Here is a 25680-nt window from a genome sequence, read left to right as displayed (position 1 = left end):
ACAACGTCTTCAAAAATGGACTAGACCACAACTATCTGTCAAGAAGGTAGACGAAATCGCCGCCGGCCCGTCGGGCGGCCTTTGACGATCTTGTCGGTGCCGCGTGGTGCAATCGAGTCGTGGCACTTCCACCCCAGCTGGTCCGCAGGAAGCCGGAGACGCGCCCGCGTCCCCGGTGGGACGCCGCTGCCCAGCGGGTCTTCGAGCGCGAGGGCTTCGTCCGGGTGCTCGGCGGCCCCGGCACCGGCAAGACGACGCTGCTCGCCGAACTGGCCGCGCACGTCGTGCTGGAGCACGGGGCCGATCCCGAGAACGTCCTCGTGCTGACGGCGAACAGGCGCGCGTCGGTGGCGTTGCGCGCGCAGATCACGCAGCTGCTGACGGGGCGTCTGTCGGCGATTCGCGAGCCGTTGGTGCGGACCGTGCACTCCTACGCGTTCGCGGTGCTGCGCAACCAGGCGGTGCTGCTCGACGAGCCGCCGCCGCGGTTGCTGTCCGGGCCGGACCAGGACGCGATGGTGCGCGAACTGCTCGCCGGTGACGTCGAACTGGGCGCGTTGAAGTGGCCGGAGCGGTTGCGGCCGGCCCTGGAGCTGCCGGGGTTCGCGCACGAGCTGCGGGACCTGCTGTTGCGCGCGGCGGAACGCGGTCTCGGCCCGGAGGACCTGATCGAGCTCGGTGAGCAGCACGGGCGGGACGAGTGGGTGGCCGCCGGGCGGTTCGGGGCGCAGTACGAGGCGGTGAACCTGCTGTCCGGCATGGACTCCGCGACGGCGTACGCCCCCGCCTACGACGCGGCCGAGCTGGTGTCGTCGGCCTACGCGGCGTTCGTGAACGACGAGGACCTGCTGTTCGGTGAACGGCGGCGCGTGCGGTATCTGCTGGTCGACGATGCGCAACACCTCGATCCGATGCAGTACTCGCTGATCCGCTCGCTCGGGTCGGGGGCGGCGCGGTTCGTGCTGGCCGGTGATCCGGACCAGGCGATCTTCACGTTCCGCGGCGCCGACCCGGAGATCCTGCGCGACGTCGACGGCGAGACCGTCGTGCTGCGGCAGTCGCACCGGATGATGCCCGAGGTCAGGGACGCGGTGGCCCGGCTCGCGGCGCGGCTGCCCGGTGCTTCTCCGTCGCGCCTGGTGGATCCGGTCGAGGGCGAGGGGTCCGTGCAGGTGCGGTTGCTCGCGTCGGCCGCGCAGGAGGCGACGTGGGTGGCGGACCAGTTGCGGCGCTCGCACCTGGCCGACGAGGTGCCGTGGTCGCAGATGGCCGTGGTGGTGCGGTCGGCGACGTTGTCCTTGCCGGTGCTGCAACGGGCTTTGCTCGCCGCCGGTGTGCCGGTGTCCGTGGCGTCGGACGAGTTGCCGTTGGCGCAACAGCCTTCCGTGCGTCCGTTGCTCGCCTTGATTCGTGCCGCGGCCGCGCCCGGAACGATGGACGAGGACACGGCGGCCATGTTGCTGTCGTCGTCCTACGGCGGTGCGGATCCGTTGGCACTGCGGCGGTTGCGGCGTGGCCTGCGGCGGCTGGAGATGGCGGCGGGCGGGGACAGACCGAGCGGCGACCTGCTGGTCGAGGTCGTGGAGACCGCGGACCGGCTGGCGGCGCTGGAGGACGCGGAGTCGTTGCCCGCGCGGCGAATCGGGCACCTGCTCGCGTTGGCGCGCAAGGCGATCGAGGCGGGGAAGTCCGTCGAGGTCGTGCTGTGGGACCTGTGGACGGCGACCGGACTGCAGGACCGGTGGGTGGCGCAGTCGGCCCGGCGCGGCATGCCGGGCATGCAGGCCGACCGCGACCTCGACGCGATCGTGGCGTTGTTCGAGGCGGCCGCGAAGTACGTCGACCGGCTGCCGGGTTCGGGCGTCGCCGGGTTCGCGGACTACCTGGAGTCCCAGCGGATCGTCGGCGACACGCTGGCCGCCTCCGCCCCGACCGGGGAGGCGGTGTCCGTGCTGACGGCGCACTCGGCGGCCGGGCGCGAGTGGGAGGTCGTCGCGGTGCCCGGCGTGCAGGAGGGCAGCTGGCCGGACCTGCGGCTGCGCGGCACCGTACTCGGCGTCGAACGCATGGTGGACGTGCTGGCGGGGCTGGAACCCTCGGTGTCGGCGGTGGCGCCGATCCTGGCGGAGGAACGCAGGCTGCTGCTGGTCGCGGCCTCGCGGGCCCGGTCGAAGCTGCTGATCAGCGCCGTTCGGGGCGAGGACGAGCAGCCGTCGCGGTTCCTGGACGAGATCGAGTCGTCCGCTGAGGACGAACGGAAGCTGCACCGTCCGCAGCGCGGTCTGGTGCTGGGCGAACTGGTCGGTGAGCTGCGCCGGGTGGTGTGTTCGGACACCGAGGACCCTGATCGCCGTTCGCGTGCCGCTGAACAGCTGGCCCGGCTGGCCGAGGCCGGCGTGCCCGGCGCGCACCCGGAGTCCTGGTACGGCCTGGCGGAGGTGTCCGTCGACGCTCCACTGTGGACGGAGGATCAGAAGGTCAGCGTGACGCCGTCGACCATCGAGGTGATCACGAAGTGCCCGTTGCGCTGGGTCGTGGAGCGGCACGGCGGCCAGGACCCGGCCGAGCTCGCCTCGGTCACCGGCACGCTGGTGCACGCGCTGGCGCAGGCCGCGGCCTCGGGAGCGGACTCCGCGCAGTTGCGGGTGAAGCTGGACGAGGCGTGGGCCGCGGTGGACGCGGGCGCCCCGTGGTTCTCCCGCCGCGAACGCCAGCGGGTGGAGAAGATGCTCGACACGTTCCTCGCGTGGCTGACCATGAGCCGCAGCCAGCTCACGCAGGTCGCCGTCGAGGAGGAGATGGTCGTCGAGGTGCCCAAGCGCGACGGCGGGCCGTGGTTGCAGGTCAGGGGCCGGGTCGACCGTCTCGAACACGACGAGGACGGCCGCCCCGTCGTGATCGACCTCAAGACCGGCAAGAGCCCGGTGTCGCGGGAGGCGTCGCAGGAACACCCGCAGCTGGCCGTCTACCAGCTGGCGTCCTCGCTGGGCGGCTTCACCCACATCGGACTCGGAACCGAGCCAGGCGGTGCCCGCCTGCTCTACGTGGCGAAGGAGGACAAGAAGACAGGAGCTGTCGAACGCACCCAGGCGCCGCTGGACGAACAGGGCGTGCGGGCGTGGCTGGAGGTCGTGCAGGGTGCCGCGGAGTCGGTGCTCGGACCGCAGTACACGGCTCGGGAGAACGCGGACTGCGATCGTTGCCCGGCGCGCACGACGTGCCCGGTCCACCCCTCCGGGCGGCAGGTCAGTGAGTAAGTACTGTTGACCTGCGCGTTTCTCGTTCTCGAACTGTCGGCGAACACACCGTCCCGGGTGGTGCGGACACGTTCGGCCTGGGTAGGAAGATGTACTGGTGACCGTCAGCCCGTTTGAGATCGCGGAGGCGCTCGGGCTGAACAAGCCGACACCCGAGCAGGCCGAGGTGATCGCCGCACCCGCGCAGCCCGCGCTGGTGATCGCGGGCGCCGGAGCGGGCAAGACCGAGACCATGGCCGCGCGTGTGGTGTGGCTGGTCGCGAACGGGCTCGTGCTGCCCGATCGCGTGCTCGGCCTGACGTTCACGCGCAAGGCCGCGCGCCAGCTCGCGGACCGCGTGCGTGCCCGGCTGCGCAGACTCGCGGGATCGTCCCTGTTGGACGAACTCGATCCCAGCGGCGAGCGCAAGATGGCCGTGCTGACCGGCGAGCCCGTCGTGCTGACCTACCACGCCTACGCGGGGCGCCTGGTGACCGAGCACGGGCTGCGGTTGCCGGTGGAGCCCGGCGTGCGGCTGCTGACGCAGACGGCGTCGTGGCAGCTCGCGCACCGGGTCGTGTCGACGTGGGCCAAGGACCTGGACACGGACAAGGTGCCGGCGACGGTCACCGGATACCTGCTGTCGCTGGCCGGTGAGCTGGGCGAGCACCTGGTGACGCCCGAGGCGTTGCAGGCGCACGCTCTGGAGCTGTGCGCGTTGATCGAGAACGCGCCGCGCGCACCTCGCCAGCGGGAGGCGCTGCCGGAGAAGCTGAAGGAAATCGTTGCGGCGCAACGGTTGCGGATCGCGATGCTGCCGTTGCTGGACGCGTACCAGCAGCGCAAGCGCAAAGAGGCCGCTTTGGACTTCGCGGACCAGATGTCGCTGGCGGCGCAGCTGGCCTCGTTCGACGAGGTGTCCGCCGGTGAACGCGAGCGCTACGGCGCGGTTCTGCTGGACGAGTACCAGGACACCGGGCACGCGCAGCGCGTGCTGCTGCGGTCGTTGTTCGGCGAGGGCGAGCCGATGCCGGTGACGTCGGTGGGCGACCCGGCGCAGGCCATCTACGGCTGGCGCGGGGCGTCCGCGGCGAACCTGCCGCGCTTCGCCGACGACTTCCCGCCGACGCGGAAGTTCGGGCTGCTGACCAGTTTCCGCAACCCGCCCGAGGTGCTGGAACTGGCGAACGCCGTGTCACTGCCGCTGCGCGAGGCCGGTCTGGACGTCGAGGAGCTGCGCGCGCGGCCGGGCGCGGGTGCCGGCGACGTCCGGCTCGCCCTGCACACCGACATCCGCGCCGAGCTCGACTGGATGGCGGACAACGTCGCCGCGCAGTGGGAAGCGCACCTCGACGCCGAGGGCGTCCCGCCGACCGCCGCCGTGCTGGTGCGCCGCCGTTCGGACATGGCCGCCATCGCCGCGGCCCTGCGCGAACGCGGCCTGCCGGTCGAGGTCGTCGGCCTCGGCGGCCTGCTGGACGAGCCCGAGGTGCGCGACCTGGTGTCCGCTCTGCGAGTGCTCGTCGATCCCTTGGCAGGCACCGCGGCCGCCCGCCTGCTGACCGGTTCGCGCTGGCGGTTGGCGGCCGTCGACCTGGCCGCGTTGTGGTCGCGGGCCCGTGAACTGGCGGGCGTCGCACCGCGACAGTCCGTTGTGGACGACCCGCTGCTGGTCCTGGCGGACGCGTTGCCCGGCGAACACGCCGAACAGGCCGGCCTCGCCGACGCCCTCGACGATCCCGGCGACCCCGACGCCTACTCCACCGACGGCTACCGGCGCATCCGGCGGTTCGGCGGCGAGCTCGCGACGTTGCGGCGCAGGCTCGACCAACCGCTGTCCGAACTGGTCGCTGACGTGGAACGCACGCTGCTGCTGGACATCGAGTCGATGTCGCGCCCCGGCATGGTCGGCCGGGCGCACCTGGACGCGTTCTCCGACGTCGTGACGGACTTCGCCGCCGCCTCCCCGTCCGCGACGCTCCCGTCGTTGCTCGACTACCTCTACACGGCCGAACACGCGGAGGACGGCCTGGAGCCCGGCGAGGTGGAGGTCTCCGAGGACCGGGTGCAGATCCTGACCGTCCACTCGGCGAAGGGCCTGGAGTGGCGGATCGTCGCGCTGCCGCACCTGGTCCGCGACGTGTTCCCGGGCCGCAAGAAGTCCTCGTGCTGGCTCAAGTCCGTGACCGAACTCCCTGCTCCACTGCGCGGCGACTCGGCCGACCTGCCCACGTTGAAGCTGTCCGCCGGCTACAACCGCAAGGAGGTCGACGAGGCGCTGACGATCCACGCGGAGGAGTTCGAGGAACGCCGCCTGGTCGAGGAACGCCGTCTCTTCTACGTGGGCGTGACGCGAGCCGAGCACAGCCTGCTGATGTCGGGCCACTGGTGGGCGGAGGCCGGAGACAAGCCGAAGGGCCCGTCGGTGTTCCTGCAGGAGATGCACGAGGTCCTGCAACGCGACACCGCGCCCGGCGACATCTCCGTCTGGACCCCGGAGCCCGACGCCGACACCCCGAACCCGCTGGCCGAGGACGTCAAGACCTCGCAGTGGCCGGCCGACCCCTTGGGCAAACGCCGCGACGCAGTGGTCGAAGGCGCGACGATGGTCCTCTCGGCCCTGGACGCCCTGCGCAACGCCCCGCCGGCCCCCCTGCCGCTGATCTTCGACGAGCCCGCCGCCGAGGTCCTGGACGAGGACTACCCGCCGCCCACCGACGAGCCCCCGGACGACGACTTCCCGCCGGAGCCGGAACCACTCCCCGACGACGTGGTCCCGGACGACCCGGAAATGCCCGTGGACGCGGACCCGGAAGGCTGGGCCCGCGACGTGGACGTGCTGCTGGCCGAACGCGCGGCCTCGCAGAACCGCCGCGAGCAGGTGGCCCTCCCGGATCACCTCTCCGTCTCCCAGCTGGTGGAGCTCGCGAAGGACCCGGACCTGCTGGCCCGCCGCCTGCGCCGCCCGCTCCCGTTCCCGCCGAACCCGCTGGCCCGCCGGGGCACCGCCTTCCACACGTGGCTGGAGAACCGCTTCGGAGCCACCCGCCTGCTCGACATCGACGAACTCCCCGGCGCGGGCGACGCCGACGCGGCCCCGGACGCGGATCTGGAGAGGTTGAAGGAGTCGTTCCTGGCCAGCGCCTGGGCAGACCGCACCCCGCACGACGTCGAGGTGCCGTTCGAGGCGGAGTTCGACGGCATCTCGGTCCGCGGCCGCATGGACGCCGTCTACCGCGACCCGGACGGCTGGACCGTCGTCGACTGGAAGACCGGCGCCGTCCCGGACTCCGACGCCCTGCCCGCACTCTCGGTGCAGCTCGCGGCGTACCGGCTGGCCTGGGCCGCTCTGGTCGGAGCCCCGCTGGAACAGGTGCGGGCGGCTTTCCACTACGTGCGGCACGACCACACGGTGCGGCCGGCGGATCTGCTGGAGGAGCAGGGCCTGAAGGACCTGATCAGGTCCGTGGAGTCGTGATCTGGCGCGTCAGGCCTGAGGACTGCTGCCGGCCGGCGCGTGCGACGCCTTCAGCACCCGCTCGTACAGCACCTCGAGCAGCCACCTCCCGAACAGCGACGGCCCGAACTCCGGCGAGCGGTCCTCCGGCGGCACCATGAGGTCGGCTGTGGTGTCGTCGCCGACCACGACGCCGATGCCGTAGTAGTCGAGTTCGATGTACGACCAGGCCTGGGACTCTTCGGTGCGGGGGAGCATCACCGCGCACGGGGCCAGGGTCAGGAGGGTGCCGCACGACTGGAGGGCGCGGTCCGTGGTGGACTCGCTCACCAGGACGCCGACCAGTTCCACCGCGGCCACCGGGAGGCGGTCGTGTGCGTCCGGCTCGAACCACGAGCGGAACCACGACGGGTCGGCTCTCGGGGGCCAGCCGTTCGCGGTTCTCCACTCGTGCACTTCGGGCAGCAAACGCACCACCGCGGACACCTGCTGGCCCAGCACGGCGACGTCGGGTACGACGACTCCGTCCCAGCCGAGCGCGGTTGCGGCGCGTTCAAGGAGCGATTGCACAGGGCGCATCCTAAGGTTCCTCGCGCGGAAAATGACAGCGTTTGCGGGACACTTGGTTAAGGATTACCCAGGGTGGTCATGGTGAGCCTTTGGCCACTTTCCACGCCCATGCGACGAGCGGGATCTGCAGCGGCAGGCGGCCGTAGGCGATGGCACGGGCTTTGGGTGATTTGTCCCGGAAATCGAGAGCCATTTTCACGTTCGCCGGAAACACGGCCACGAACAGCGCGACGGCAGCGAAGCCGCCCAGACGGCGCGTTCGGGGGGTGGCCACGGCCGCTGCCACGGCGAGTTCGGCCACGCCGGACGCGTACGTCCACTGCCGCGGGGTGCCGGGCAACGAGCGGGGGACGATCGCGTCGTAGTACTTCGGCCTGCTGAAGTGGGTCGCTCCGGCCAGGCCTAGCAGTGCGGCGAGCGCCAGCGCCGACCGCGCTCGGGAACGGGTTGGTTCCATGCAGTCACCCTGTCATGCCTACGCCGCGTAGGCGAGGTGGGGCTGGCCTATTCTCCACGGGCGTGGCAGGTGATTCTCGTCATTCCGAACGCGCCGCTGTCGCCGCGCTGACCGATTCCTTCGTCGCCGGGCTCTGCGACTGGATCACGATTCCGAGCATCGGGGTGGATCCCCGGCATCACGTTGACGTGCGGAGATCTGCCGAATGGCTCGCTGGCGAGCTTCGCGGCGACGGGTGGCCGGAGGTCGCGATCTGGGGTGACGGACCGGCGCTTCCCGCCGTGTTCGCGTGCTGGCCCGCGGCGGATCCGGAAGCGCCGACAGTGCTCGTTTACGGACACCACGACGTGCAGCCGGTCGACCCGATCGAACGCTGGGAGCATCCGCCGTTCGAGCCCGTGATCAGCGGCGACGAGATCAGGGGGCGGGGCGCGAGCGACGACAAGGGTCAGGTCGCGATGCACCTGCTCGCGGTGAAAGCACATCTGGCCGCCACCGGACAGAATGCGCCGAGCGTCACGCTGAAACTCTTCGTCGAAGGCGAGGAGGAATCGGGTTCGCCGCATCTGCGAAAGCTGCTCGAAGATCACCACGACGAACTCGAATGTGATCTTGTGGTGTTCACCGACACGGCATTGCACGAACGCGACGCACCGACGGTCAACACCGGGCAACGGGGTGTTCTCGGCGGTGAGATCACGTTCTTCGGCGGCACCGACGACGTCCATTCCGGGCGTGCCGGCGGCGCGATTCCGAACCCGGCGACGGCGCTCGCGAAACTCGTCGCCGCGCTGCACGACGACGACAACCGGATCCAGCTCGAAGGCTTCTACGACGACGTCCGGGAACCGACCGTGCGGGAACGCGAGGACTACGCGGCGCTGCCGTTCGACGAGCGGAAGTGGCTGGCGCACAACGGAGGCGGCGCCCAGGCGACGCACGGTGAGACCGGCTACAGCACGTTCGAACGGATCTGGGTGCGGCCCACCGCCGAGATCAACGGCATCAGCGGCGGCTACACCGGTCCCGGCCTGAAGACGATCGTCCCGGCGTCCGCCACGGCGAAGATCAGCTTCCGGCTCGTGCCCGACCAGCGGCCGGACAAGGTCGCGGAACAGCTCGAGCGGTTCGTCGCCCGGCACACGCCGAACGGCATCACGGCCGAGGTCACCTTCCGCGGCGAGGGCGTCCCGCCGTACGCGATCAGCCCGGACGACCCGGCGAACGAGGCGGTCAAGGAGGCCATGGAGCTCGCCTTCGACCAGCCCGTGCGGTTCGCGCGGGCCGGTGGATCGGGACCTGCCGCGGTGCTGCGGGAGCGCCTCGGGGTGCCCCTCGTCTACCTCGGCGCGACCTTGCCGGATGATCGCGTCCACGCGCCGAACGAGCGCGTAGTGGTGCCGTTGCTCCTCAAAGGCGCGGAGGCGGCCGCTCACCTGTGGCGGATGCTTGCGAAAGCAGAAATCGCGAAGAGGTTGTCCCGATGAGCCTGTCTGAGGAAGCGTCGCACTCGCTCGTCGGCGTGATCAGGATGCCGGACCAGGCGCAGAGCCCTGCCCGCGCGATCCTCAAGCGCGTCGTGGGAGCGATGGCGGCGTTGCTGCTCGCGGTGCTGATCGTCTACTTGGATCGCGACGGCTACCGCGACGTCAACGAGGACGGCGTGTCGATGCTCGACGCGTTCTACTACGCGACGGTGTCTCTCTCGACGACCGGTTACGGCGACATCACGCCCGCGTCGTCGTCGGCGCGGCTGGTCAACGTCCTGGTCATCACGCCGTTGCGGGTCCTGTTCCTGATCGTGCTGGTCGGCACGACACTCGAAGTTCTCACCGAGCGCTCCCGTCAGGCGTTGCGCATTCAAAAGTGGAGGCGGGTTGTGCGGGACCACGTGGTGGTCGTCGGTTACGGCACGAAGGGACGTTCAGCGGTCGCCGCGTTGCTCGGTGACGGGACCGAGCCCGGCTCGATCGTCGTCGTCGACACGGTGCAGGAGTCGCTCGACGCGGCGTCCGCCATTGGGCTCGTGACCGTGCATGGGTCTGGTACTCGCAACGACGTGCTGAGGGTCGCCGGTGCGGCCCGTGCGCGCGCGATCGTCGTCGCCCCGAACCGGGACGACACGGCGGTGCTGGTGACGTTGACGGCCCGCGAACTCGCCCCCAAGGCGCAGATCGTGGCGTCGGTGCGGGAACGCGAGAACGAGCACCTGCTCAAGCAGTCCGGCGCCGACTCGGTGGTCGTCTCGTCGGAGACGGCCGGTCGCCTGCTCGGCATGGCCACCGCGACACCGTCCGTCGTGGCGATGGTCGAGGACCTGCTCACGCCCGACGCGGGCCTCGCGATCGCCGAGCGCGACGTCGAGAAGAGCGAGATCGGCGGGTCGCCGCGGCACCTGTCCGACATCGTGCTCGGTGTGGTGCGGGGCAAGACGCTCTACCGGGTGGACGCTCCCGAGGCGGACGCGATCGAGCCGGGTGACCGGCTGCTCTACGTCAAGAAGGTGACCCCGCCCGGCGGGGAGTGATAACGACGCACGCCGTGTAGTCCAATGAGGGGCTCCCCGCGACGGGGAGCCGTGCCGGCGAACGTTCCTCGGAGGACGCATGGGTCTGCCGCAGGTCCTGATGGTGATCGGGGCCATCGTGTTGATCGCGATCATCGTGGCGTCGATCGTCAACGTCGGGCAGGAGAACGCACAGGCCCGCTCGCTCTCGGTCGGCGCAGGCGCGCTCCGGCGCCAGGCGGGCAGTTTCCGGTGGCGGCGGCTCGCCGACGACGAGGACGTGCCGGCGGGGCGGATGGGAGAGGTGGACCGGACGCGGCACGCGGCGGTGGCGGGAACACACGACGGGCGGGCCGTGCGTGTCGCCGTCTTCGCCTCGTCGAGGGTCGCCGGGACCTATCAAGGCGTCCCGACCAGGTGGGCCGTCGTCCCGGGCCTCGTGGTGGCGGTGGACGCGCCGGAACTGGCGGGAGACCTGCAGCTGAACCCGATCCAGGGTCCCAGGCGCTACGGGATCCTGGGAAGCCTGGCGCCTCTCGTGTCGGGAGACGTCGAGCGGAAGGTCCTCGCCCAGCTCAGGTCGTACGAGCCGCCCGCCGTCGACATCGCCGACGGCGTCGCCTGCTTCACCTTCACCGACATGGACCTCGCCGAGCAGATCGACGACGTGGCCGCCATGGCGTGCGACGTGGTCGGCATCCTCGCGGACGTCAGGAAGTCGGCTCCGCTCGGCGAGGAGTAGGCGGCGAGGCGATGTCCCGCCCCGGCGAGATCTGGGGCCGGACACCTGATCCACTAGTACCAGGCCTGGTCCGGGAATTGGCCACAAGCGGACTGCACCAGCGGAGCGTTGTCATTACCGCCGCGGACGAGCAGGCACTTTCCGCTGTTCACGTTCTGAATCCACAGGAGGCCGGTGCCGTAATCGCTCAAGTTCCAGTACTGGTCGGCGAAGTCCAGGCAGGTGTTCTGGACGACGGGTGTGTTGTCTTCCAGGCCGCGGACGAGCAGGCACTTTCCGCTGTTCATGTTGCGGATGCGGGCGAAGGAGCCCTTGTACTCGAGCACCCATTTCTGGTCGGCGAAGTCCAGGCAGGTGTTCTGAACGACCTGGGTGTTGTCGGCCCCGCCCCTGACCAGGAGGCACTTTCCGCTGTTCAGGTTTCGGATCCTGTAGTCGTTGAAGACCGCCGAAGTGCCCACCTCCGGCATGCTGGAGATCACAGGCGACGCGGGTGTCGGTGCTGCACTGGCAGGCGAAATGATGCCGGTCAGCATGAGTGTGCCAAAAAATGCAGCCGTGATTCGAGATCTTGCACGCTTCACTGATTCCCCCAGGGCTAAGGCAGGCGTTGTCGGCGAAATTTCGAACACCGAAACGGCGGCCGTGAAATAGACCGAACGAACTAATCGACCGGGCGTCAAGAAGGTGACCCCGCCCGGCGGGGAGTAGGCGGGACGGACGGTGCCCGCCTCGGGAGCGCCGAGGCGGGCACGCGACTCACCGGCTCACTACAAGCTCCACAACTGATCCGCGTAGCTGCCGCACTCGGTCTGCACCAGCTGGGTGCCGTCGCTACCCCCGCGAACGAGCAGGCACTTGCCGCTGTTGAAGTTCTGGATCCAGTACCGACCGCCGTTCTGGTCGTCGTACCAGTGGAACGTCCAGTACTGGTCGGCGAAGTTCAGGCACTGGTACTGGACGACGGGTGCGTCGTTGGCGGAACCCTGGACGAGCAGGCACTTGCCGCTGTTCCGGTTGACCAGGTGGAAGATCCGGTCGTCGTTGTCGTCGATGAGGTTCCACCGCTGATCGGCGAAGTCCAGGCACGTGTACTGAACAGCAGGCGCCTGGTTGTCGACACCGCGGACAAGCGCGCATTTGCCGCTGTTGCTGTTCTTGAGCCCGACGTTGAAGACCCAGCCCAACGCGCCCACTGGATCAGCCTTCTCCGGCAAAGAAGTCACCGGTTCCGCACTGGCCGGCTGAACGGCGCCGAGGATGGCGAGCGCCACTCCGAAAAAAGCGATCAACACTCGAATTCTTGTACGCTTCACAGATTCCCCCAGGCTGAAAAAAGCATGACGACAGAATTGATTGGCCGTCGTAACAGCAGCTCAGCGTCGTACGGGGGCGCAGTTGTGCGCCGCGTTACGCAGTTTCCCCAACCCCCAACAGACCTCGATGCCCCCATGTCCGGTCCGACAACCACGATATTGTGGAATCGTATGGACCGAAAGCGGCCGAATGGAGCTAAGAAACTGACTCCTGCCTGGGACTGGGCATGACCGCGGGTGCGCGCAGAGGCGCGTAGCGGAACAGGAAAGCGTAGAAGCCGCCCGCCAGCGCTGCCATGCACAGCAACAGTGCGGTGAGGCGGCGCCCGACCGGAAGTCCGACGGGCAGGGAGGCGGCGGAGGAGACCATCTCGCCGCCGGTGTTGATGATGTCGACTGTCTCGCCCTTGCGGTGACCGCAGCCGTCGAGCTTGGCCTGCTTCTTCTGGCCGTCGGCATCCCACTCGACCGTGTCCATGCCCTGGCCGCACGAGCCGCTTTCGACGACGGTCGCGGTCACGGGTCTAGGGGGTTCCTCGGCGCCCAGCACCCTGGCCGGCACCAAAAGCGCGACCGCGACCCCGATCCCGACCAGTCCGACGACCAGCAGGATGAACACCCATCTGTCCGGGCTTCGCGGAACCGCCACACTGCGATGTTCGCAGACGCGGCGGCCCGCGTGGAGCCCAGGTTTACTTCGGCAGCTGACGCAGCTGGTCGACCTTGACGGTCTTGCCGTCGGACACGGTTCCGGTGACGGCGACGAGGTCACCGTTCTTCGGCTTCTCGCTCACCGACGACAGGTCGAGCGGCGTCTGCAGTCCGTCGACCTGCACCAGCGTGGCGTTGTTGCCGTTGACGTCCTTGACGGTGCCGCGCACCTGCGCCTTGGCCAGCGCCACGTTCAGCGCCTTGCCGTCCTTCGCGCGCACGGTCACGCGCTGGTCGGCCTTGAGTCCGGCGAGGTCGCCACCGCGCAGCTTCGTCGCGCTGTCAGTGGTCAACGACACCTCGCTGCCGTCGTCCTTGGTGATCGTGAGCTTGCCGGTCTCGACCGACTTGACCCGTCCGACGACCAGAGTGCTGTCCTTGAGCTTGGTCTTGTCCCCGCGGCCGGGCTTGCCGGGGCCTCCGGGGTGGCGTTCCGCGAACGCCGCGGCCGGACCGTCCGGGCCCTCGGCCGCCGTCGCGACAGCAATGCCGCCGACGGTCAGGCCGACAGCCGCGACGATGGCGCCGGCCCACGCTGATTTCTTCGACATGCGCCCCAGGGTGCGCGTGCAATCTGAGCGCAAGCTGAAGGCGAGTCGCCCGAAGTCCCGATGATCAGCAGAATGGTGGGGTGTCCGCCAGGGTGTTGGTGATCGAGGACGCCGAGGCGATCGGCGCCGCGGTGTCTTCCGCGTTGCGTGAGTCCGGGTACGAGGTGCAGCACCGGCTGGACGGGCGTCAGCTGGAGACCGATCTCGGCCGCTTCCGTCCCGACCTGGTCGTGCTCGACGTGATGCTGCCCGGCCGCGACGGCTTCCAGTTGCTGGAGGTCATTCGCCGTTCGTCGGGTGCCGGTGTGGTCATGCTGACCGCGCGCGACGGAGTGCCGGACCGGCTGCGCGGGCTTTCCGGCGGTGCCGACGACTACGTGGGCAAGCCGTTCGTGCTGGCAGAGCTCGTGGCGCGGGTGTCGGCGGTGCTGCGGCGGCTCGGCAGGACACCGTCGACCGTGCAGGTCGGCGACCTGGTCGTGGACGCCGACGCGGGTGTCGTGATGCGCGCCGACCAGCCGATCGAACTGACCGCGACCGAACTGCGGCTGCTGGTGTACCTGGCGGCGCAACGCGGGCGCGTGGTGTCCAAGACGCAGATCCTCACGGCCGTGTGGGGCTACGAGGACTACGACCCGAACCTGGTCGAGGTCCACGTCAGCGCTGTGCGCCGCAAGATCGAGGAGCACGGCACCAGGCTCGTGCACACCGTTCGCGGCCTTGGGTACGTGCTGCGGGCCGAGGAATGAACCTCCGCACGGTCTCGCTGCGCCGCCGCGTAGCCGTGTCGGTGCTGCTGGTGCTGTTCCTCGTGCTGGTGGCGCTGGTGATCTCGGTCGACCGGACGTTCGCCGGGCAGTCCTCCAAGGACGTCGACGGCGTGCTGAACAACACCGAGACGCGCGCGGTGGAGATGCTGAAGAACGGCAGGCGCCCGGCCGATGTCGTGGGCGTGCTGACGAAGCGGAACGTCCACGTCACCATCGAACTGCCCAACGGCACGACCGTCGGCAACGCGCCCGACGAGGGCCAGTTCACGCGCCAGGTCCGCAACGTCGGCCGCAACAAGGTCACCCTCTACGCCGACACCGAGGCGATCTCGCAGGCGCAGCACCGGTTGCGGAAGCTGCTGGTGCTGCTGGGGCTCGGGGCGATCGCCGTCACCGGCCTGCTGATCATCGTGGTGGTGCGGCGGGCGCTGGCCCCCCTCGACGCCATGACCTCGCTCGCCCAGGCCATCGCCGACGGCCATCGGGGCGGACGGCTGAACCCCTCGCGGACCGACACCGAGCTGGGACGGACGGCGGCCGCGTTCGACGGGATGCTCGACTCGCTGGAGGGCTCCGAGCAGCGGACCCGGCGGTTCGTCGCCGACGCCGCCCACGAACTGCGGACGCCGATCACCGGCGTGCAGGCCGTGGCCGAGGCGCTGGTGCAGGCGCCGGTGGACTCGCCTGACCGGGACCAGATGTCGTTCCTGCTGGTCAGAGAGGCACGCAGGGCCGGGCGGCTGGTCGACGACCTGCTCGCGCTGGCCCAGCTGGACGCCGGGTACGAGATGCAGCGCGAGTCGGTGGACCTGCTGGGACTGGCCGAGGCCGAGGTGGCCAGGACCCGGTTCGTGGCACCGGACTTCGACATCGCCGCCGAGGGGGTCCCGGTCGCCGTGGTCGGTGACGGGCAACGACTCGCGCAGGTGCTGGCGAACCTCGTGGACAACGCCCGGCAGGCCACCGGTCCACAGGGGACCGTCCGGATCCGGGTCGACCTGACCGGGTTCACCGTGTCCGACAACGGGCCGGGAGTACCTGAGGCCGAACGGGAACGGATCTTCGACCGGCTGGTCCGGCTCGACGACGCGCGGGACCGGCGTTCGGGCGGGTCCGGGCTGGGACTGGCCATCGCCCGAGGGGTGATTCGGGCGCACGGCGGTGACCTGACGTGTGAGCCGTCCGAGCAGGGAGCGATTTTCCGCGTGGTGCTGCCCGCGGTTAATCCAGTCGCCGAGCCGAGTCGCGTTTGATTCCATCGGCGGGTGGACGTCGACGTGGTGGTGCAGTGGGTGAAGACCGAGTGGACCAAGCAGTCCCGCGGTCAGCCTGGGGCGACCCGGCGCAACGCCGCGCCGGTCGGGTTCGCGTTGCCGCACCTGATGCCCGCGGTGCACGAGGTGCGGCTGGGGGAGCGGTACGACTTCGAGCCTCACTGGTTGAAGGAGAGCAGCGAGATCGACCGGATCGCGCTGACCCTTCGTGAGGAAGACGACGTGCTGTCCGTGCAGCTCCAGGACACCATGCGCGCGGCACCACGGCGGTGGAACAGGCCCTCACCGGTCCGGCTGGCACGAGGGGAGTGGGTCCGCTGGCAGATCAACCATCGGTGGTCGGGCGGCTGCTGCGGCGAGTGGAGCTACGAGCTGACCACGTTGAACCTCGTCTACGGATCGCCGAGCGACGCGAAGGTGTTCCTGGGAACGCCCACGCGTCATGTCGACGAGCAGACCTACCTGAGTTAGGAGACCTGGGCCGGAGCCGCCGCGAACGTGTTGCAGGCGTCCGTCGAGTTCGCCTTGAAGCCCGCGGCCGCCCACTGCGCCTGGTTCTGGGCGGAACCGTGCGCGTTGTTCTCGGGCTTCTCCTCGACGGCGAACTTGAAGTCCTCCTGCGCCTGACGCGCGAGGCTCGCCGTCACGGAACCGCGTCCGGCGGCCGACGTCAGGAACATGCCCGCGAAGCAGTTCGCCTGCAGCTCGATCCGGCGGGACATCTCCAGGCCCGCCGGGGTCTTCTCGCCCGCGTCGGTGATCTTCAGGTCCGCCGCCCGCAGCAGGCCCGTCAGCGCCTGGACGTGGTGGCCGTACTCGTGGGCGAGCGTGGCCAGGTGAGTCGCCGGGGCGTCACCGCCGCCGTTGTCGCGCAGGCGGGCCGTGGGCATGTAGATCGTGCGGTTGCGGCCGCAGTAGTAGGCCACCGCGTGGTCGGACTCCGGGGCAGCGCCGCACGGACCGTCCTTCAGCTCTGGTGAGGCGTCCAGCGTCGGCTTGTCGAACGGCAGGTTCGCCGTCGTCAGCAACGGGCCCCAGGCACCGTCCAGGCACGCGACGCCCGCCGCGTAGTAGGCGGCCAGTTCCCGGTCCGCGACGCCGAAAGGCGGCATCGCGCAGGTGACCTGCGGCAACGAGACCGGCTTGACCAGGAACGGGTGGTCGGCCAGCCGGTAGACCGCCCGCGGGCGGATCGGGGTCGACGGCTCGGTCGACGGCGACGTGGCCGGGCGCGACCCCGCCAGCGCGTGACCCGTCACCAGTCTCGGGCGACTCAGTTGACCGATCCCGAGGACGAACGCGACCACCAGCACGAACACTCCCGCGAGCACGACCGGGTTGTTCTTGGCTGGTTGGGTCACGTTCTCCCCTTCCTAGGAGACAGAACCCGGGTCCGCTGCCCAGGTGTTGCACTCTGAAGCCTTGTTCGACTTGTAGCCCCGGTCGACCCAGGACGCGTTGTTCCCCGGTGTGCCGTGGTCCTTCGTCGGGTAGATGTCGTAGTCGCCCCGGTTGCCCGCGTCGGTCAGGGCCACCCGGATCACGTCTATCGGTATCGCGCCGTGGGACAAAGGGGCCAGCGACATGCCGCCGAAGCAGGTGGCTTGCAGCTCCATCCGGCGGTTCAGGTCGAGGCCCTTCGGAGTATCCCATCCGCCCGCGTCGTACTGCGCGCGGTCCGAGGCTTTCAGCATTCCGGTGAGCCACTGGATGTGGTGGCCGTACTCGTGGGCGAGCTGACCCAGGTACTTGCCGGGGTGGTTCGGGTTGTTCGGGTTGCGTTCGGCGGCGTAGGCGTTCGCCGTCCAGTAGATGCCGCCCTGGCAGTACCGCGCCGTCTGGTCCGGGCGGACGGTGCCGCACGGGTACTGCGCGCTCTCGGTGATGATGTGCAGCTCAACGGGCTGGTACGGGAGGTTCGCCGCGTTCAGCGCCGGCTTCCACATGCTCTCGATGCACGGCAGTGCGGCGCGCAGGAACCGGTCCTGACCCGCGGGGGAGTAGTCCATTGCCGGCAGGTTGCAGCCCGAGACCGTGTTCGCGCCGAACCCCGGCTTGAGGAACGGGTGGTCCGCCAGCGCGTAGACCGCCTTCGGGCCCGCCGGGGTCGCCGGAGCGGAAGGCGTGCGGGACGCGGTCGTGCGCGTCGGGGCCGACGTCTCCGTGGGCGTGTCCGACGTGGCCGGGAGGCTGAACGTCGGGCTCTGCGTCGTGTACGCCGAGTAGCCCGTGTCCTTCACCTTGCTGTTCAGGGTCGCCGCGAGGACACCCACCGCGCCGAGACCGAGGATCACGACGCCGCCCAGGATCAGGGCGATCATCGGGCCGCTGCTCTTGCGGCGCGGCGGCATGCCCGGATACGGCCCGTAGCCGGGAGGAGGCGGGCCCCACGACGGCTGCGGCGGCGGCATGACCGGACCGGGCGGCGGCGGGCCGTAGTAGCCGGGAGGCGGGCCCTGCGGCGGTGGCGGCCCGTAGGGAGGCGGCGGTGGGCCTTGCGGCGGACGCTGTCCGAGCGGTGCGGGCATCGGCGGCGGGCCGACCGGGCGCGGTGGCGGCCAAGTGCCCGGCGGTGGTTGCGTCATCGCCTGAGGTCCCCCCAATGGTCATCCTGGGTCGGGTACGAGCATAGGCGGACCGAGATCGCGCGTCCCCCGGCCGGGCTAACACGTCCCTTCCACGTACTTGAGACGCACGGGCCATGGGATCGGTTCACGAGACGTCCCCGGAGCTCGCCGCCCAGGTGTTGCAGGCCTTGATGTCGTTCTGCTTGTGACCGTGCATCACCCAGCGCTCGTTGTTGGGCGCGCTGCCGTGATCAGGCCTGCGGTCGTAGTCGCCGCGCTTGCCGGAATCGCTCAGGCCGGTGTTCACGACCTCCATCGGCACGACGTTCTTGTGCGAGAACGGCGCGAGCGTCATCCCGCCCAGACAGGTCGCCTGCAGTTCCAGCCTGCGGTTGAGCTCCAGGCCCTTCGGCGTGTCGAACCCGCCCACGTCGTACTGGGCCTGGTCGGAGGCGCGCAGCATGCCGGTGAGCCACTGGATGTGGTGGCCGTACTCGTGACTGAGCTGACCCAGGTAGACGCCGGGGTGCCGGACCGTCGAGCCGCCCTCGTTCGCGTAGAAGTTGCCGGGCCAGTAGATGACGCCGCGGCAGAACATCGCCGTCGAGTTGGCCTGGCGCGAACCGCACGGCGTCTGCACGCTTCCCGTGAACACCTGCAGCTCGGCCGGCTGGTACGGCAGGTTGGCGGCCTTCAACGCCGGCTGCCAGGCCTTCTCGACGCACGGCAGCGCGGCCGAGAGGAACCGCTCCTCGCCTGCCGGGCTGTATTCCATCTGCGGCAACGGGCACGAGGCGATGTCGTTCGCGCCGATCCCGGTGCCGAAGATCGGGTGGTCGGCGAGCTTGTAGATCGCCTTCGGGCCCGCCTGGGTCGGTTGCGTGCTCGACGTCCGCGTCGACGACGTGCGTGTGGACGTCGTCGTGGTGGTCGTTGTCGTCGTAGTCGTTGTGTAGGAGTAAGTCGGGCTGTACGTCGTGTAGTTCGAGTAGCCCGTGTCCTTCACCTTGCTGTTCAGGGTCGCCGCGAAGACACCGATCGCGCCGAGGCCGAGGACCACCACACCGCCGAGCACGAGCGCGACGACGGGGCCGTTGTTCTTGCGCGGCGGCATTCCCGGATACGGCCCGTACCCAGGAGGAGGCGGGCCCCAGCCCGGCCGCGGCCCTGGCATGACCGGACGCGGCGGCGGCATCATCGGGCGGGGCGGCGGAAGCGGCGCGCGTCCGGGCGGAGGGCCGTGCGGAGGGGGCGGGCGCATGCCCGGGGGAGGGCTCTGAACCGGGCGAGGAGGTATCGGCGGCCCGTACGGCGGTGGGGCGGGCAACGGAGGTGGGCCCACCGGGCGTGGCGGCGGCCAGTGGCCTGGTGGCGGTGGGTGCGTCATCGCCGAAGATCCCCCAGATGGCGTCTGTACGAAAGTCCGCCGGAGCATATGAGGACTCCGCTATTGTCCGCAGCCGTGTTGAAGAACTGGGGAGCGGCGATCTTCGTCGCCGTCGCGCTGACGTCCACCACGGCTGCCGGCGCGCTCGCGCAGCCGCTTCCCGGCACCGTCAGCACCGAGGTGCGGATGAAGCTGGAGCGCGACGCCAGGCTGTCCGTCACCGAGACCGTTCAGGTGCCCGACGGCAAGACGGTCAAGCGGACCGTCCCCTTGCGACTCGCGGCCGGCAACGAACTCGAGCGCCAGTACCAGGTCACCGACGCCAAGATCGACGGCAAGGGCAGCACCTCCACCGACGACGACAGCTTCTCCGTCACGCTCGAGGGCGGCCAGTCCGTCCTGACCTACACGGTCGTCGGCGCGGTCGCCCCGGTCGGTGACGCGCTGGAGGTCCGCTGGCAGGTCGCGGGCGGCTGGGACACCGAACTGGACAGGGTCGCCGTCTCCTTCTCCGCACCCGACTCCCCGACGTCGGTCAACTGCCTCGCGGGCCCCGTCGGCTCGTCCCAGCCGTGCACCAGCGCCGACCTCGCGGACGGCAAGGGCGTGCGCGCGCAGGAGATCAAGCTCGGCGCGGGCGAACGCGTCGACGTCGCGATCGGACTGTCCGCCGGGGTCGTGCCGCCCAACGCCGTCGTGGTCGAGCAGTCCGGCCTGGCGGCCGCGTTCGCTCTCACGCCGGTCAGCGGTGCCGCGCTCGGCGGGCTGCTCGTGTTGCTGCTCGGCGGTGTCGCCCTGCTCTGGTACCTGCGCGGCCGCGACGCGGCGGCGCTCGCGAGCGAGGTCGGCGCGGTGACCGTGCTGGTCCGCGACCAGGGCGGCCGCGTCGCGTTCGCCTCGCCCGACGGCGTGCTGCCCGGCCAGGTCGGCACGGTCGTCGACGAGCACGTGGACGTGGTCGACGTGACCGCCACGGTCATCGACCTCGCCGTCCGCAACTACCTGTGGATCACTGAAGTAGAAGGCCACGACTGGCGGATCGTGCGCCGCAACCCGGTCGACGACTCGTTGTCCGGCTACGAGAAGGCCGTCTGCGAAGCCCTTCTGCCGCAGGGCCTGGACGCGGTGAGCGTGTCGGAGCTGCGCGGCCGGCAGATCGATCTCGCGGTCGTCCGGGAACGGCTCTACGCGGACGTCGTGGAGAAGCGCTGGTTCGTGCGCCGCCCGGACGCCGAGCGGAACCTGTTCTGGTGGGCCGGCATCGTGATCGCCGTGCTGGGCGTGGCCGCGACGGTCGTGCTGGCGCTGACGATCGGCAACGCGTTGTTCGGTCTCGTCGTCGCCGTCGGTGGTGTCGCACTGGCGTTCGGCGCCCGGTCGATGCCCGCCCGCACCAAGCGCGGCAGCGAGTTGCTGGAGCACGTCCGCGGCCTGCGCGGTTACCTCCACGGCGTGACGCCCGACGACGTGCCCGAGGCCGACCGCGAACTGGTGTTCTCCCGGTCGCTGCCGTACGCGGTGGTGCTCGGTGAGACCGAGCGCTGGCTCACGACGTTCGGTCAGCAGGACCTCTACTGGTACGGCAACGCGTCCGACTTCAGGCGGAGCTTCCCCGCGTTCCTGGGGGCGCTCGACGGAGTGCTCGCCCAGGCGGGCCACCTGCGATCGCTCCGGACGCCGAACCCGTAGTCTTGCGCCATGGCCTCACCCGAACTGCACAGGTTCACGTTGCCCAACGGCCTGCGGGTGGTGCTCGCCCCCGACGCCAGCGCACCGGTCGTTGGCGTCAGCGTGCACTACGACGTCGGCTTCCGTTCCGAGCCGGAGGGGCGCACCGGGTTCGCGCACCTCTTCGAGCATCTGATGTTCCAGGGCAGCGAGAGCCTGGAGAAGCTGGCCCACTTCCGGCACGTGCAGTCGTCGGGCGGCACGTTCAACGGGTCCACGCACCCCGACTACACCGACTACTACCAGGTGCTGCCGAGCGCGGCGCTGGAGCGGGCGCTGTTCCTCGAAGCGGACCGCATGCGCGCGCCGAAGCTCACCGACGAGAACCTCCGCAACCAGATCGACGTGGTGAAGGAGGAGATCCGGCTCAACGTGCTGAACCGCCCGTACGGCGGGTTCCCCTGGATCCTCCTGCCCGCGGTGCTGTTCAAGACGTTCGCCAACGCGCACAACGGCTACGGCGACTTCGTCGACCTGGAGAGCGCGACGGTCGACGACTGCGCGGAGTTCTTCGACACCTACTACAGCCCGGCGAACGCGGTGCTGACGGTGGCGGGCGACCTCGACGTCGAGACCACGAAGACGTTGGTGGAGAAGCACTTCGGCGACGTGCCCGCGCGGCCGCGCCCGGAGCGCCCCTCGTTCGCCGAGCCGGCCCCGCAGGGCGAGGTGCGGCACGAGCACGGCGACGCGCTGGCCCCGCTGCCCGCGATCGCGATCGGCTACCGCGTGCCGGACCCGGTCACCGACATCGACGGCTACCTCTCCTACCTCGTGCTCGCCGGCGTGCTGGCGGACGGCGACGGTTCGCGCCTGCAGCAGCGCCTCGTGCACCGCGAGGGCATCGTCATCGACCTGAACGCCGGCTGCGGCCTGTTCGGTCCGCTCGAGGCCCGCGACCCGGACACGTTCAGCATCACCGCGATCCACGCCGCCGAGGTCTCCGCGGACCAGGTCATCGCGGCCATCGACGAGGAACTGCAGAAGCTCGCGCAGGAGCCGCCGTCGGCCGAGGAGCTCGCGAAGGTCACCGCCCGCTGGGCGTCGACCATGCACAAGGAGCACGACCGGCTCACGAACCGCACGCTGGGTCTCGGCTCCGCGGAGCTGCTGTTCGGCCGCGCCGAACTGATCTACGAACTGCCTGAGCGGATCGCCTCGGTGACCGTCGACGAGGTGTCGGCCGCAGCCAAGGCGCTGCGTCCCGACGCCCGCGCCCTTCTCTTCGTCAAGCCCACCGGAGGAGCCCAGTGACCTCGGCCAAGACCCACCGAACCGCCGAGGAGATCGGACGCACGTCGACCGGCCCGCGTCCGCTGCCGGAACTGGGCTCGCAGAAGGTGTCCGCCGAGCTGTCCACTGTGGACACGACGCTGTCGAACGGCCTGCGGGTCATCGCGGTGCAGCGCGCCACGGTGCCGATGGTCGAGGTGCGGTTGCGCGTCCCGTTCGCGGACCCGGCCGGCATCAGCACCGGTTCCCAGCACTCCGCGGTGGCGGAGATCCTCGCGAACACCGTGCTCACGGGCACCGAGAAGCGTTCGCGCGTGCAGATCGACACCGAACTGGCCCTGGTCGGCGGCGAGCTCGACGCCGTGGTCGACCCGGAGCGCCTGAGCTTCACCGGCAACGCCCTGGCCACCGGCCTCGGCACCGTGCTGGAGGTGCTGGCGGACGTCCTGACGAACGCCTCGTACCCGGCGGACGAGGTCGAGCGCGAACGCGCCCGTCTCGTCGAGCGCATCTCGCTCGCCCGGTCGCAGCCGAACGTCATCGCGCGCGAGGCGTTGCAGAAGCTCCTGTACGGCGACCATCCGTACGCCAAGGAGATGCCGCAGGCCGACGAGGTCGCCGCCGTCACCCGTGACGACGTGGTGGCGTTGCACGGCAAGGCTTTGCTGCCGCGCGGATCGGTCCTGGTCGTCGTCGGCGACGTCGACCCGGCGCAGGCCGTGGCTCAGATCGGCGAGGCCCTGGGGGCGTGGCAGGGCGACGGCGAGGCCGTCCAGCTGCCGCCGCTGCCCGCGGTGTCCGGTGGCGACGTGGTGCTCGTGCACCGCGCCGGTGCCGTGCAGTCGCAGATCCGCCTTGCCGCGCAGGCGATCCCGCGCACCGACGAGCGCTACCCGGCGCTGCAGCTCGCGAACCTGGTCTACGGCGGGTTCTTCTCGTCGCGGCTGGTCGAGAACATCCGCGAGGACAAGGGCTACACCTACAGCGCCCGGTCGCACCCCGAGTTCACCGTGCACGGCGCGACGCTGCTGATCGACGCCGACACGGCGTCCGACGTCACGGCCGCGGCACTGCTGGAGACCCGGTACGAACTGGCGCGGCTGGGCCTCGTGCCGCCGTCGGAGTCCGAAGTGGACACCGCCCGCAGCTACGCGGTCGGCACGCTGCTGACGTCGACCTCCTCGCAGTCCGGTCTGGCGTCGTTCCTGGTGAACCTCGTCGGCCTGGGCCTCGGCCTCGACTGGCTGGTCGCACACCCGCAGCGCCTCGCGACCGTCACGCCGGCGCAGGTGGCCGCGGCCGCGCTGGAGTTCTTCGCGCCGGCCAACTTCACCGGCGTGCTCGTCGGTGACGCCGAGCAGCTCAAGCCGAAGCTCTCCGCACTGGGTGGGGTCTCGTTCGAATGAGTTTCGAACTAGTCGGTCTGCCCGCGCTGTCGCGCTTCGGGGTCGACCGGTGCGAGCCGTTGCGCGGCGACGAGGAGAAGCTCGCCGCGCTCTGGCCCAAGGCACGGATGCTCGTCGTGGACACGCGCGGCCGCACGCTGGTCGCCGATCGCGGCACGCGGGTGGTCGACCGTCCGGCTCTCGAGTTCGGCGACCAGCCGCCCGTGAACGCCGTCCTGCTGGGTGAGCAGGACGGCGTGGCCTGGTTCGCCGTGCTGATGCCCGCCGTCGACGAGGGCGAGGTCCCCGCCACTCGGGTCTGGGGCCCGCCGGAGCTCACGGACGAACCGCAGTGGCTGGACCTCAGGCAGGCCGGCGCCACCCTGGACGACACGTCGGCCGGTCTCTTCACGACGGCCGCCGCGTTGTTCCAGTGGCATCGGCTCGGCAAGTACTGCGCCAAGTGCGGCGCCAGGACGGTGCTGGAGAAGTCCGGCTGGGCCTCGGTCTGCTCCGGCTGTGAGCGGGAGGAGTACCCGCGCACCGACTCCGCGGTGATCTGTCTCGTGCACGACGGCGCGGACCAGGTGCTCGTCGCCCGCGGTCCGGAGTGGCCGGAGGGCCGGTTCTCCGTGCTGGCCGGGTTCGTCGAGGCCGGCGAGTCGCTGGAAGCGTGTGTGGCGCGGGAGGTCTCCGAGGAGGTCGGCGTCGCGGTCCGCGACATCCGGTACCTCGGGTCGCAGCCGTGGCCGTTCCCCCGGTCGTTGATGATCGGGTTCGAGGCCGTGGCCGACCCCGCCGAGCCGCTGCGGCTGGCCGAGGGCGAGATCGCCGAGGCCAAGTGGGTCTCGCGGGCCGACGTGCGCAAGGCGATCGACGAACCGGGCAGCGTCCCCGGTCTCGGGCTCGCCGGTGGTGCGTCGATCGCGTTCCGGATGCTGCAGAGCTGGTCGCGCTCGGTGTAGTGGGGTTGCGCCGATCGGCCTGTTCCGGTTCGGTCTACGCATGACCAATCCGGAGCTCGAGGCGCGCAACGCCGCTCTGCGCGGCCAGGTCGACTCGATGCTGGCGAACCTCGAACAACAGACGGCCCAGCTCAAGCAGGCGCAGGCCGAGGCGATGTCCAAGGTCGGCCGCGCGAGTTCGCCCGACGGCCTGGTCGAGGTGACGGTCAACGCCGGTGGCATCGTCACCGGTGTCACCTTCGCCCCGGCCGCGTTCGACCGCAGCACGCCGGAGAAGCTCGGCCAGAGCGTCGTCGCGACGATCCAGCAGGCAGCCCTCAACGCCCGAGCGCAGGCCGACGCCGTGCTCACCCCGTTCACCGAGGGCCTCCCCGACCTGCCCGACTTCTTCCCCGGCATGCCGTCGATCAAGGACCTCATCCCGACCCCGCCGCCGATCGTGCCGCCGGCACCGCAGGCGCGGCAGAACGACGACGAGCCACCGGAGTCCTTCATGGACCGCCGCGGGAGCCAGTGGTGACGAGCTTCGAGGTAGACCCGACGGCACTGCGTTCGCAGTCGCCGAAGTTCTCGGTGGCGGGCGACAAGCTGCAGACCGCCTGGGAGACCCTGCGGGGCGTCCTCGACGCCAACAACGGCTGCTGGGGCGGCGACGACGCGGGCAAGGAGTTCGCCAACTCCTACCTGCCCATCGCCGAGCAGGCCCGCCAGGCGTTCCCGGCGCTCACCGAAGGCATCCACTCGATCCGCGACGGCCTCGACGCCTCCGCCGACACCTGGGAAGCCGTCGAACAGGCCAACCGCAAGTCGCTCGGGGGTAAGTGA

The 25680-nt window shown here is 70.2% G+C and carries 23 protein-coding genes; 14 read left to right on the top strand and 9 right to left on the bottom strand.

Features of this window, described 5'->3' with window-relative positions; all coding sequences use genetic code 11:
* Positions 1-119: 119 nt before the first annotated feature.
* Both SK854_RS38815 and SK854_RS38810 read left to right on the top strand, forming a co-directional pair.
* Positions 120-3257, top strand: coding sequence for an ATP-dependent helicase (locus SK854_RS38815; RefSeq protein WP_319980137.1), 3138 nt, complete (start codon positions 120-122; stop codon positions 3255-3257).
* Positions 3258-3354: 97 nt separating this feature from the next.
* Complete coding sequence (locus tag SK854_RS38810; RefSeq protein WP_319980136.1) at positions 3355-6714, top strand: ATP-dependent helicase; 3360 nt, start codon at positions 3355-3357, stop codon at positions 6712-6714.
* Between the two features lie 9 nt (positions 6715-6723).
* Here the strand turns inward: SK854_RS38810 and SK854_RS38805 are convergent, their stop codons facing one another.
* Positions 6724-7263, bottom strand: coding sequence for a hypothetical protein (locus tag SK854_RS38805; protein ID WP_319980135.1), 540 nt, complete (start codon positions 7261-7263; stop codon positions 6724-6726).
* Between the two features lie 76 nt (positions 7264-7339).
* Positions 7340-7720 (bottom strand): DoxX family protein, encoded by a 381-nt coding sequence (locus SK854_RS38800; RefSeq protein WP_319980134.1) that lies wholly within the window; start codon positions 7718-7720, stop codon positions 7340-7342.
* Between the two features lie 62 nt (positions 7721-7782).
* Between SK854_RS38800 and SK854_RS38795 the strand changes: the two genes are divergently transcribed.
* The 3 genes from SK854_RS38795 (at position 7783) to SK854_RS38785 (ending at position 10968) form a co-directional block, all read left to right on the top strand.
* Positions 7783-9207, top strand: coding sequence for a M20/M25/M40 family metallo-hydrolase (locus SK854_RS38795; RefSeq protein ID WP_319980133.1), 1425 nt, complete (start codon positions 7783-7785; stop codon positions 9205-9207).
* Positions 9204-10247: a potassium channel family protein gene (locus SK854_RS38790; protein WP_319980132.1), complete on the top strand. Its 1044-nt coding sequence runs from the start codon at positions 9204-9206 to the stop codon at positions 10245-10247. The genes SK854_RS38795 and SK854_RS38790 overlap by 4 nt, the downstream gene beginning before the upstream one ends.
* Before the next feature lie 79 nt (positions 10248-10326).
* Positions 10327-10968, top strand: a complete 642-nt coding sequence (locus SK854_RS38785; RefSeq protein WP_319980131.1) for a hypothetical protein — start codon at positions 10327-10329, stop codon at positions 10966-10968.
* Between the two features lie 53 nt (positions 10969-11021).
* Here SK854_RS38785 and SK854_RS38780 read toward each other — a convergent pair whose 3' ends face one another.
* The 4 genes from SK854_RS38780 to SK854_RS38765 form a co-directional block, all read right to left on the bottom strand.
* A complete protein-coding gene (locus SK854_RS38780; protein WP_319980130.1) occupies positions 11022-11504 on the bottom strand; it encodes an RICIN domain-containing protein in 483 nt (160 codons plus the stop codon).
* A gap of 234 nt (positions 11505-11738) precedes the next feature.
* Positions 11739-12260 (bottom strand): RICIN domain-containing protein, encoded by a 522-nt coding sequence (locus SK854_RS38775; protein ID WP_319980129.1) that lies wholly within the window; start codon positions 12258-12260, stop codon positions 11739-11741.
* Between the two features lie 220 nt (positions 12261-12480).
* The gene (locus SK854_RS38770; protein WP_319980128.1) at positions 12481-12933 is read right to left on the bottom strand and encodes a hypothetical protein; all 453 of its coding nucleotides are present in this window, start codon (positions 12931-12933) and stop codon (positions 12481-12483) included.
* 43 nt (positions 12934-12976) lie between these two features.
* On the bottom strand, positions 12977-13546 hold the full coding sequence (locus tag SK854_RS38765) for a single stranded DNA-binding domain-containing protein (protein WP_319980127.1): 570 nt from the start codon (positions 13544-13546) through the stop codon (positions 12977-12979).
* A gap of 80 nt (positions 13547-13626) precedes the next feature.
* Here SK854_RS38765 and SK854_RS38760 point away from each other — a divergent pair, with 80 nt between their 5' ends.
* Genes SK854_RS38760 through SK854_RS38750 form a run of 3 tightly spaced genes read left to right on the top strand, consistent with a single transcriptional unit; the run spans position 13627 to position 16061 of the window.
* A complete protein-coding gene (locus tag SK854_RS38760) occupies positions 13627-14295 on the top strand; it encodes a response regulator transcription factor (RefSeq protein WP_319980126.1) in 669 nt (222 codons plus the stop codon).
* On the top strand, positions 14292-15569 hold the full coding sequence (locus SK854_RS38755) for a sensor histidine kinase (protein WP_319980125.1): 1278 nt from the start codon (positions 14292-14294) through the stop codon (positions 15567-15569). The genes SK854_RS38760 and SK854_RS38755 overlap by 4 nt, the downstream gene beginning before the upstream one ends.
* A gap of 12 nt (positions 15570-15581) precedes the next feature.
* Positions 15582-16061, top strand: a complete 480-nt coding sequence (locus SK854_RS38750; protein ID WP_319980124.1) for a hypothetical protein — start codon at positions 15582-15584, stop codon at positions 16059-16061.
* Here SK854_RS38750 and SK854_RS38745 read toward each other — a convergent pair.
* The 3 genes from SK854_RS38745 to SK854_RS38735 all read right to left on the bottom strand — a co-directional run bounded on the left by SK854_RS38745 (position 16058) and on the right by SK854_RS38735 (position 19331).
* Entirely contained in the window at positions 16058-16951 is an 894-nt protein-coding gene (locus SK854_RS38745; RefSeq protein WP_319980123.1) for a neutral zinc metallopeptidase, read from the bottom strand. The genes SK854_RS38750 and SK854_RS38745 overlap by 4 nt on opposite strands.
* 12 nt (positions 16952-16963) lie before the next feature.
* Complete coding sequence (locus tag SK854_RS38740) at positions 16964-18175, bottom strand: neutral zinc metallopeptidase (RefSeq protein WP_319980122.1); 1212 nt, start codon at positions 18173-18175, stop codon at positions 16964-16966.
* Between the two features lie 127 nt (positions 18176-18302).
* A complete protein-coding gene (locus SK854_RS38735; protein WP_319980121.1) occupies positions 18303-19331 on the bottom strand; it encodes a neutral zinc metallopeptidase in 1029 nt (342 codons plus the stop codon).
* Positions 19332-19619: 288 nt separating this feature from the next.
* Here SK854_RS38735 and SK854_RS38730 point away from each other — a divergent pair, with 288 nt between their 5' ends.
* Genes SK854_RS38730 through SK854_RS38705 form a run of 6 tightly spaced genes read left to right on the top strand, consistent with a single transcriptional unit; the run spans position 19620 to position 25680 of the window.
* The gene (locus tag SK854_RS38730) at positions 19620-21233 is read left to right on the top strand and encodes a DUF2207 domain-containing protein (RefSeq protein WP_319980120.1); all 1614 of its coding nucleotides are present in this window, start codon (positions 19620-19622) and stop codon (positions 21231-21233) included.
* A gap of 9 nt (positions 21234-21242) precedes the next feature.
* Positions 21243-22526 carry a M16 family metallopeptidase gene (locus tag SK854_RS38725; RefSeq protein ID WP_319980119.1) on the top strand — a complete coding sequence of 428 codons (1284 nt, stop codon included), beginning with the start codon at positions 21243-21245 and terminating at the stop codon, positions 22524-22526.
* The gene (locus SK854_RS38720) at positions 22523-23911 is read left to right on the top strand and encodes a M16 family metallopeptidase (protein WP_319980118.1); all 1389 of its coding nucleotides are present in this window, start codon (positions 22523-22525) and stop codon (positions 23909-23911) included. Before SK854_RS38725 ends, SK854_RS38720 begins: the two co-directional genes overlap by 4 nt.
* Positions 23908-24855 carry an NAD(+) diphosphatase gene (gene nudC / locus SK854_RS38715; RefSeq protein ID WP_319980117.1) on the top strand — a complete coding sequence of 316 codons (948 nt, stop codon included), beginning with the start codon at positions 23908-23910 and terminating at the stop codon, positions 24853-24855. The genes SK854_RS38720 and nudC overlap by 4 nt, the downstream gene beginning before the upstream one ends.
* A gap of 40 nt (positions 24856-24895) precedes the next feature.
* Entirely contained in the window at positions 24896-25375 is a 480-nt protein-coding gene (locus SK854_RS38710) for a YbaB/EbfC family nucleoid-associated protein (protein WP_319980116.1), read from the top strand.
* A complete protein-coding gene (locus SK854_RS38705) occupies positions 25372-25680 on the top strand; it encodes a WXG100 family type VII secretion target (RefSeq protein WP_319980115.1) in 309 nt (102 codons plus the stop codon). The genes SK854_RS38710 and SK854_RS38705 overlap by 4 nt, the downstream gene beginning before the upstream one ends.

Origin of the sequence: Lentzea sokolovensis (assembly GCF_033949975.1) — a bacterium.
GTDB lineage: Bacteria > Actinomycetota > Actinomycetes > Mycobacteriales > Pseudonocardiaceae > Lentzea > Lentzea sokolovensis.
The sequence above is the reverse complement of the archived record's forward strand: the minus strand, read 5'-3'. Positions and strand labels throughout refer to the sequence as shown.